Annotated in this window: 7 protein-coding genes; 5 read left to right on the top strand and 2 right to left on the bottom strand. The window is 67.2% G+C overall.

The features are described 5' to 3' along the window. Positions 1–378: 378 nt before the first annotated feature. Positions 379–1,353, bottom strand: a complete 975-nt coding sequence (locus ABZ260_RS44985; RefSeq protein ID WP_355630353.1) for a WYL domain-containing protein — start codon at positions 1,351–1,353, stop codon at positions 379–381. 137 nt (positions 1,354–1,490) lie between these two features. Here ABZ260_RS44985 and ABZ260_RS44980 point away from each other — a divergent pair, with 137 nt between their 5' ends. Next, positions 1,491–1,886: a RidA family protein gene (locus ABZ260_RS44980; protein ID WP_355630356.1), complete on the top strand. Its 396-nt coding sequence runs from the start codon at positions 1,491–1,493 to the stop codon at positions 1,884–1,886. Between the two features lie 77 nt (positions 1,887–1,963). Continuing rightward, the gene (locus tag ABZ260_RS44975; protein ID WP_355630350.1) at positions 1,964–2,440 is read left to right on the top strand and encodes a DUF488 domain-containing protein; all 477 of its coding nucleotides are present in this window, start codon (positions 1,964–1,966) and stop codon (positions 2,438–2,440) included. Positions 2,441–2,669: 229 nt separating this feature from the next. Here the strand turns inward: ABZ260_RS44975 and ABZ260_RS44970 are convergent, their stop codons facing one another. Next, positions 2,670–3,311: a TetR/AcrR family transcriptional regulator gene (locus ABZ260_RS44970; RefSeq protein WP_355630347.1), complete on the bottom strand. Its 642-nt coding sequence runs from the start codon at positions 3,309–3,311 to the stop codon at positions 2,670–2,672. 173 nt (positions 3,312–3,484) lie between these two features. On the opposite strand from ABZ260_RS44970, the gene ABZ260_RS44965 reads away from it, so the two are divergent. The 3 genes from ABZ260_RS44965 to ABZ260_RS44955 all read left to right on the top strand — a co-directional run bounded on the left by ABZ260_RS44965 (position 3,485) and on the right by ABZ260_RS44955 (position 5,841). Further along, a complete protein-coding gene (locus tag ABZ260_RS44965) occupies positions 3,485–3,832 on the top strand; it encodes a hypothetical protein (RefSeq protein WP_355630344.1) in 348 nt (115 codons plus the stop codon). Positions 3,833–3,896: 64 nt separating this feature from the next. Continuing rightward, a complete protein-coding gene (locus tag ABZ260_RS44960; protein WP_355630342.1) occupies positions 3,897–4,589 on the top strand; it encodes an SRPBCC family protein in 693 nt (230 codons plus the stop codon). A gap of 739 nt (positions 4,590–5,328) precedes the next feature. After that, entirely contained in the window at positions 5,329–5,841 is a 513-nt protein-coding gene (locus tag ABZ260_RS44955; protein WP_355630339.1) for an AAA family ATPase, read from the top strand. The last annotated feature ends 27 nt before the right edge of the window (positions 5,842–5,868 follow it).

The raw sequence follows: 5,868 nt of genomic DNA, 5'->3' as shown, positions 1-5,868 counted from the left end.
GGCCCATCCGGGCCCCGCACGGGGCACGTCGTCACCGCGGCATGGCGTCGGCGGCACGAGCGAGGTGACACCCGCTCCCCCCTCCAGGTCCTGACCGTCCTTTGAGGAGTCTGAGTTAGAAATTGGCGCTAGCGGGCGGGCGGCGTCGGGGGTGGACGGTGGTGACGTAGCAGGCGAGCGCGGCGGTGTTGGTGGCATCCAGTTCGCCGGCGATGCTGATCAGAGTGCCGCCGCCGGCTGTCCGGGAGCAGGGGCATCATGGTGCGCTGGCCGCCGAACGGATCGCCGGCGGGGTCGGGCAGGTGCTGGGGCATGCGAAGTGCCGCCTCTCGATTGGCCCCGACAGGAACGCGGTCTGCCCGCAGAAGGCGACAACTCTCAGGATGACACTCCGTAGCGGGTGGCGATCGCCGCGGCACGGTTGCGCAGGGAGTTGCGCAACCACTGCGGAGCCAGGGCTTCCGCATTCGTGGTGAGCTGCCACAGCGCCCATTCGGCGTGTCTCGGATCTTGGAAGGTCACCTCCAGCCGCAGCCAGCCGTCTGAGTCGGCTTCTTCGGCGCGGACGGCCAGCGCGGTGCCCACCAACTCCTCCCGCCGCGCCGGGTCCACTCGTACCAGCACGGTGACTTGGTCGCCGCCGGCCCGAAACTGCGTGCTGCGTTCCTGCCAGGCCCGGTCCAGATCGACCCGGTCTGGTCGCTGTGCGGGTTCGGCGAGTTCCTTGGCGGCCAAGACCCGGGACAGCCGGTAGGTGCGGTCCGCGCCAGACCTCGTGGCCAACAAGTAGCCCCGGTCGCGTACGGTGACCAGGCCGATCGGGTCCACCGTGCGCCACTTCGGGGTCTGGTCCGCAGCCGCGTAGTGGATGCGCAGCTTGTGTCCGGCGAACACCGCGCGCAGGACCTCGGCCGCTATGGCGTCAGGCACCTCCTCAGCGACCAGCCGACGCGAGAGGAGATCGGTCTCCGGGTCGATGAGCAACCGCTCGGCCGCGCCGGCCGCGGTGTCCCGATAGCTTTCGGGTAGCGCGTCAACCACCTTGAGCATCGCCGAAGCGAGCGCCGAGCCGAGGCCGAACGCCTGCGCGCCGCGCCGCGATCCGGCGACCAGCAGGGCAAGGGCCTCGTCGTGGTTCAGTCCGGTGAGCTCGGTCCGGAAACCGGGCAACAACGCGAAACCACCGTGCCGGCCGCGTTCGGCGTAGACCGGGACGCCGGCTGCGGACAGCGCCTCGATGTCGCGCAGCACGGTGCGGGTGGATACCTCCAGCTCGCGGGCCAGCGCCGCCGCGGACAGCCGACCGTGCTGCCGCAGCAGCAGCACCAGCGAGACCAACCGGTCGGCGCGCATACGAAAACTCTACAGAAATACACGACACAGGATGTCGTGTATTCGCTGGGAGGCTGATCAACATCACGAAAAAGATGGCGGCTACCGAGCCGATGGACGTACGCAATGTCGACGAATCGAATGGAGCTGATGTGGCAATGGAGCGAACGGCGGTCAACCCGTGGGCGTGGTCGGTGGAGATGGGGTACAACCAGGGTGAGATCGTCTCCGGGCACACCCGGACCCTGTATTGCGCCGGGCAGACCTCGATGAACGGCGACGGCAAACCCCAGCATGCCGATGACATGGCGGCGCAGTTGGCGCTGAGCCTGGACAACCTGGAGGCCGTGCTCGGCGAGGCCGGCATGTCCCTCGCGAACCTCGTCCGGCTCAACGTCTACACCACCGACGTCGATCGGCTCTTCCAGCACTACGGCGTGCTGGCGTCGCGGTTGGGCGCCGCCGGGGTGGCACCGTCCACCACGATGCTCGGGGTGACACGGCTGGCGATCCCCGACCTGATGGTCGAGCTTGAGGGAACCGCCGTCGCGTGATGTGACCTCGCCGCCTCCGGCAGGACTGCCGGAGGCGGCACGAGTAGTAGGCAGGTAGCTGATTTCCGGTGCTCAGGATGGTGACAATCGGCGTCTATGGCTTCGGCGGCGAGTCCTTCCTGCAACGACTGCGGCACGCGGACGTTCGTCTGCTGCTCGACGTACGCCAGCGCCGCGGTGTCCGCGGACCCGAGTACGCCTGGGCGAACTCACGTCGGCTGCAGGCGGCCCTCGCCCATGCTCGGATCGCCTACGAGCACCACCCCGAGCTCGCCCCAACCACCGAGTTACGCCAGCTCCAGTACGCCGAGGATGACCGCCAAGGGGTCGGCAGGCGCTCGCGCCGCGAACTCGCTGCCGAGTACACCCGCCGCTACACCACCGAGATCCTCGACCGCGCCGACCTCACGCCGATCGTGTCGGAGCTGCCGAGCAGTGGGACCGCAGCGCTGCTCTGTGTCGAGCGCGACTCTGAGGCCTGTCACCGCTCGTTGATCGCCCAGCGGCTGACCGAGCAGCACCACGTCACGATCGAGCACCTGCGCCCGTTGTGACGCGTGAATTCCTACAGGTCCGGGCCCGGGCCGATTACGGGCTGGCGAGGCCACCCGCGACAGCCTGCAGGCCGACGTCGACCGCCCCAGAGCTTCCACCTGGGAGGCGGCACGTCCCACCCGTTCGGCACCGGCTGGAAGACCTGGGACGCCCTCTTCAAGATCGTCGAATTGGAGATCGGCATCTCGATCGGCGCATAAGCACGCGGCTCAAGATGCGCGGCGGTACTCAGCGCGCCAGCAGGTCGTCCAGTTCGGCCGCGAAGAGCTGGGCGGGGTCGAATCGCATGCCGGTGAAATGGCCGGCGAGTTCCAGGGACAGGACACCGTGCAGCCGGGTCCAGAAGCTCAGTGCCCGGTGCAGGACCGCTGGCGGGGCGGGGTGGCCCGCTGCCCAGTCGCGGTGGTCTGCCAGGTGTGCGTCGAACGGCGTTGCGGGACTGTCCGACGGCAGCGCCGTACAGGCGTCGAGCAGGATCGCCATGGTCTCGGATGAGATGAGCGTGATGTCGTCGGGCGCGTGGTAGCCAGGGACGGGGGTGCCGTAGATGAGGAGGTATCGCTGGGGATCCTCCAGCGCCCAGGCGCGCAGGGTGTGCGCTAGCGCGGCCAGGTCGGCGCCAGTGGTGGAAGCCGAGCGGAGAGTGTCGGCGAGGCTTCGGTAGGCATCCCTGATGAGTTCGGTGATCAGCTCGTCGCGGCCGGCGTAGTAGCGGTAGAGCGCGGGTCCGCTCATGCCCATCTGCTTGGCGATCGCATTGAGGGAGAGCGCGGACGCTCCCGTCGTGGCGATCTGCTCCCACGCGTGCTCTTTGATCTCCGCACGCACCTGAGCGCGGTAGCGCTCGCGGGGGGTCTTCGTCTCCGTCATGACTTGCCGCCTTCCCCGCCCGTGAAGCTACATCGTGAAGATTTTGTTAGAGGGTATCACGAACCCTATTGACACCCTCGGCTCCGAATAGTTATAACTTCTAACGTAAGCATGAGGATATAGCGATCGGCACGGGTTCACCGCCGCGCACCCGGCAGATGAAGGGAAACGCCATGACCACCGCCTCCAAGCCACTCGTCCGCACCGGCCGGCGCACTCCGCGGGCGGTGACCATCTCCTCCTGGGCGGTCCCCGTGATGGTGCTCGGCCAGTTCGCCCTGCTGGCGATCATCCCGGCCGCGATCGCGCTGGTCGGCGCGCTCCGCCATGCCCGCGACCGGACGGTTCGCTGGGCGGCCGCGCTTCTCGCCGTCACGTACGCGATCCCGCTCGTCGTGTGGCTGACACGGCCCGACGCTGCGCCGAGCCTGTCCAAGGACATTCACCCCGCCTTCGTCGGATTGATCGTCGCCGCGTCCGCCGCACTCATCATGGCCATCCTGCGAGACCGCCGGCACTGAAGAAGCGCACCCGCCCCCGGGGCGGGACCCCGTTCACTCCCGCTTACCCAACGAAAGGAACGCCATGTTCGGCAACAACCCGCTGCACACACGAACCGTCCGCCCCCTGAGCAGGACGCGCATCACCACGCTCACGATCTCGCTGACCGTCGCCGCCGCCCTCGCGGGCAACGTCCCGGCCGCACAGGCCGCCACCGCGCAGCCCCGGGCCACCCACCACGACGGGAGTCTTCAATGCCGCGGGGACGGCGTCGACCCCACCGCCAAGATCCGATACCGGGCCGAGACCTTGATCAATGCGCCGCTGGGCACCATCTGGAAACTGCAGACCGACGTGGAACGCTGGCCGTCGTGGCAGAAGCCCGTCACCAGCATGAAGCGCCTGGACCCGGGCCCGCTCCGCAAGAACTCGCGGTTCCGGTGGACCACCCCGGTGCCCGCCACTCCCATCAGCCCGCCCACCACGCTGGTCATCACCTCCACCGTCCGGCAACTCCAGCACCACAAGTGCATCCGCTGGACCGGGCCCGCGATCGGCAAGGGACTACGCATCGACCGTGGCGTCCACGTCTGGACCTTCACCCAGGTCAAGGGCGGCGTCCTCGTACGCACCGAGGAGACCCATGCCGGCGACCAGATCGAAACAAACGTGCCCCTCGCCACCGACTTCCTCGGAAAAGGTCTCGAGGCCTGGCTGCACGACCTGAAGGCCACCGCCGAAGCCCGCACCGGCGACCAGCCCCGCACGCACCGCTGACACACGACAACCACGGTCCGGGAATATGCCGCAGGTATCTCGCCCGGGTCCCGAAGCACGTATCACCAAGAAGGGCCCTACCTCTCACCCCGCAGGTCTGAGGCAGGGCCCTCACTCATGGCGCGGTTGATGTGCGCGTGCGGGAAGGGCGACAAACGGGCAACGTCCTCCTCTCGCACGGACGGTCAGCTCCGGCAAGCCGGCTGTCACACCTTGCCAGGCTGTTTCGTCCGAGGAGGTCATAGCCGCGCGGCGTGGCCACCGAAACCGGGCCTGTTTGTGGGTGATGGGTCTTTAGTCCATTTTTAAATGATCTTGAACTTCGGCCATCGCCTTTACAATGTAGATTCATTAGATCACGCCGACATGTTCCGCGAGGACACTCGAACCGCGCATCGCCCACGCCCTCCTGCGGGTCCCGAGCGGCGGGAGCGCGGATCTGGTCCTCGTTCCGGACAACGTGCACGTGATCGAGCGGAACTCCACCTGATCACTCACCGACGAGGGACCCGCCCATCCGCCGGATTCCTGCGATCTCGTCGTCGATCTTTACGTAGAGTGCGACCAGGAGGGTCTCGAGGTTTGTCGTCACCCACGGATCATTGAGGCCCGCGCTCCTGTCGCGGGCCGGAACCTGGGACCTGCTCCTCCAGGCGGCCGCCGTTCACACCAGCCGATCACACCATCTGACAAAGTCGGGCCGGGCGGCGTCCAGGTCCGAGACATACGGGGGCGATTGATGAAGCGCTACATCCTGACCGGCACCCCTGGGGCCGGGAAGACGGCGATCCTGCGTTGGCTGGAGTGTGACGGCTACACCGTCGTCGAGGAGGCGGCGACAGATGTCATCGCCCTGCACCAGGCCCGGGGTGAACCCGAGCCGTGGACGAAGCCGTCCTTCGTGGAGGCGATCATCACCTTGCAGCGCCGACGGCAGGAACAGGCGGCGGCCCTTCCCGGCGATGTACAGCTCTACGATCGATCACCCGTCTGCACCTACGCCCTGGCCACTTATCTCGGCCACCCCGTCTCTCCGGCCCTGTCCCGCGAATTGGAACGCATCCAAGCTCAGCAGATCTATGCCAAGAAGGTCCTCTTCATCCAGAACCTCGGGTTCGTCACACCGACCGAGGCGCGATTGATCACCTTCGAGGAGTCGCTGCGATTCGAGCAGGTTCACCAGGACACCTACGTCTCACTCGGCTACGAGTGCGTGCCGATCGCTCCGGGCAGCGAAGAAACCGCATGGTAACATCGAAGCTTGCGTACAGATGGTGAT

The sequence above is a fragment of the Streptosporangium sp. NPDC006013 genome, assembly GCF_040614275.1.
GTDB lineage: Bacteria > Actinomycetota > Actinomycetes > Streptosporangiales > Streptosporangiaceae > Streptosporangium.
Note: the sequence above shows the minus strand (reverse complement) of the source record. Positions and strands in the feature narration are given on the sequence as shown.

Excerpts from the sequence above, each read along its gene's own strand:
- ABZ260_RS44975 (WP_355630350.1), top strand. The coding sequence starts at position 1,964 with ATGGTGACAATCGGCGTCTATGGCTTCGGCGGCGAGTCCTTCCTGCAA.
- ABZ260_RS44985 (WP_355630353.1), bottom strand. The coding sequence starts at position 1,353 with ATGCGCGCCGACCGGTTGGTCTCGCTGGTGCTGCTGCTGCGGCAGCAC.
- ABZ260_RS44955 (WP_355630339.1), top strand. The coding sequence starts at position 5,329 with ATGAAGCGCTACATCCTGACCGGCACCCCTGGGGCCGGGAAGACGGCG.
- ABZ260_RS44970 (WP_355630347.1), bottom strand. The coding sequence starts at position 3,311 with ATGACGGAGACGAAGACCCCCCGCGAGCGCTACCGCGCTCAGGTGCGT.
- ABZ260_RS44960 (WP_355630342.1), top strand. The coding sequence starts at position 3,897 with ATGTTCGGCAACAACCCGCTGCACACACGAACCGTCCGCCCCCTGAGC.
- ABZ260_RS44980 (WP_355630356.1), top strand. The coding sequence starts at position 1,491 with ATGGAGCGAACGGCGGTCAACCCGTGGGCGTGGTCGGTGGAGATGGGG.
- ABZ260_RS44965 (WP_355630344.1), top strand. The coding sequence starts at position 3,485 with ATGACCACCGCCTCCAAGCCACTCGTCCGCACCGGCCGGCGCACTCCG.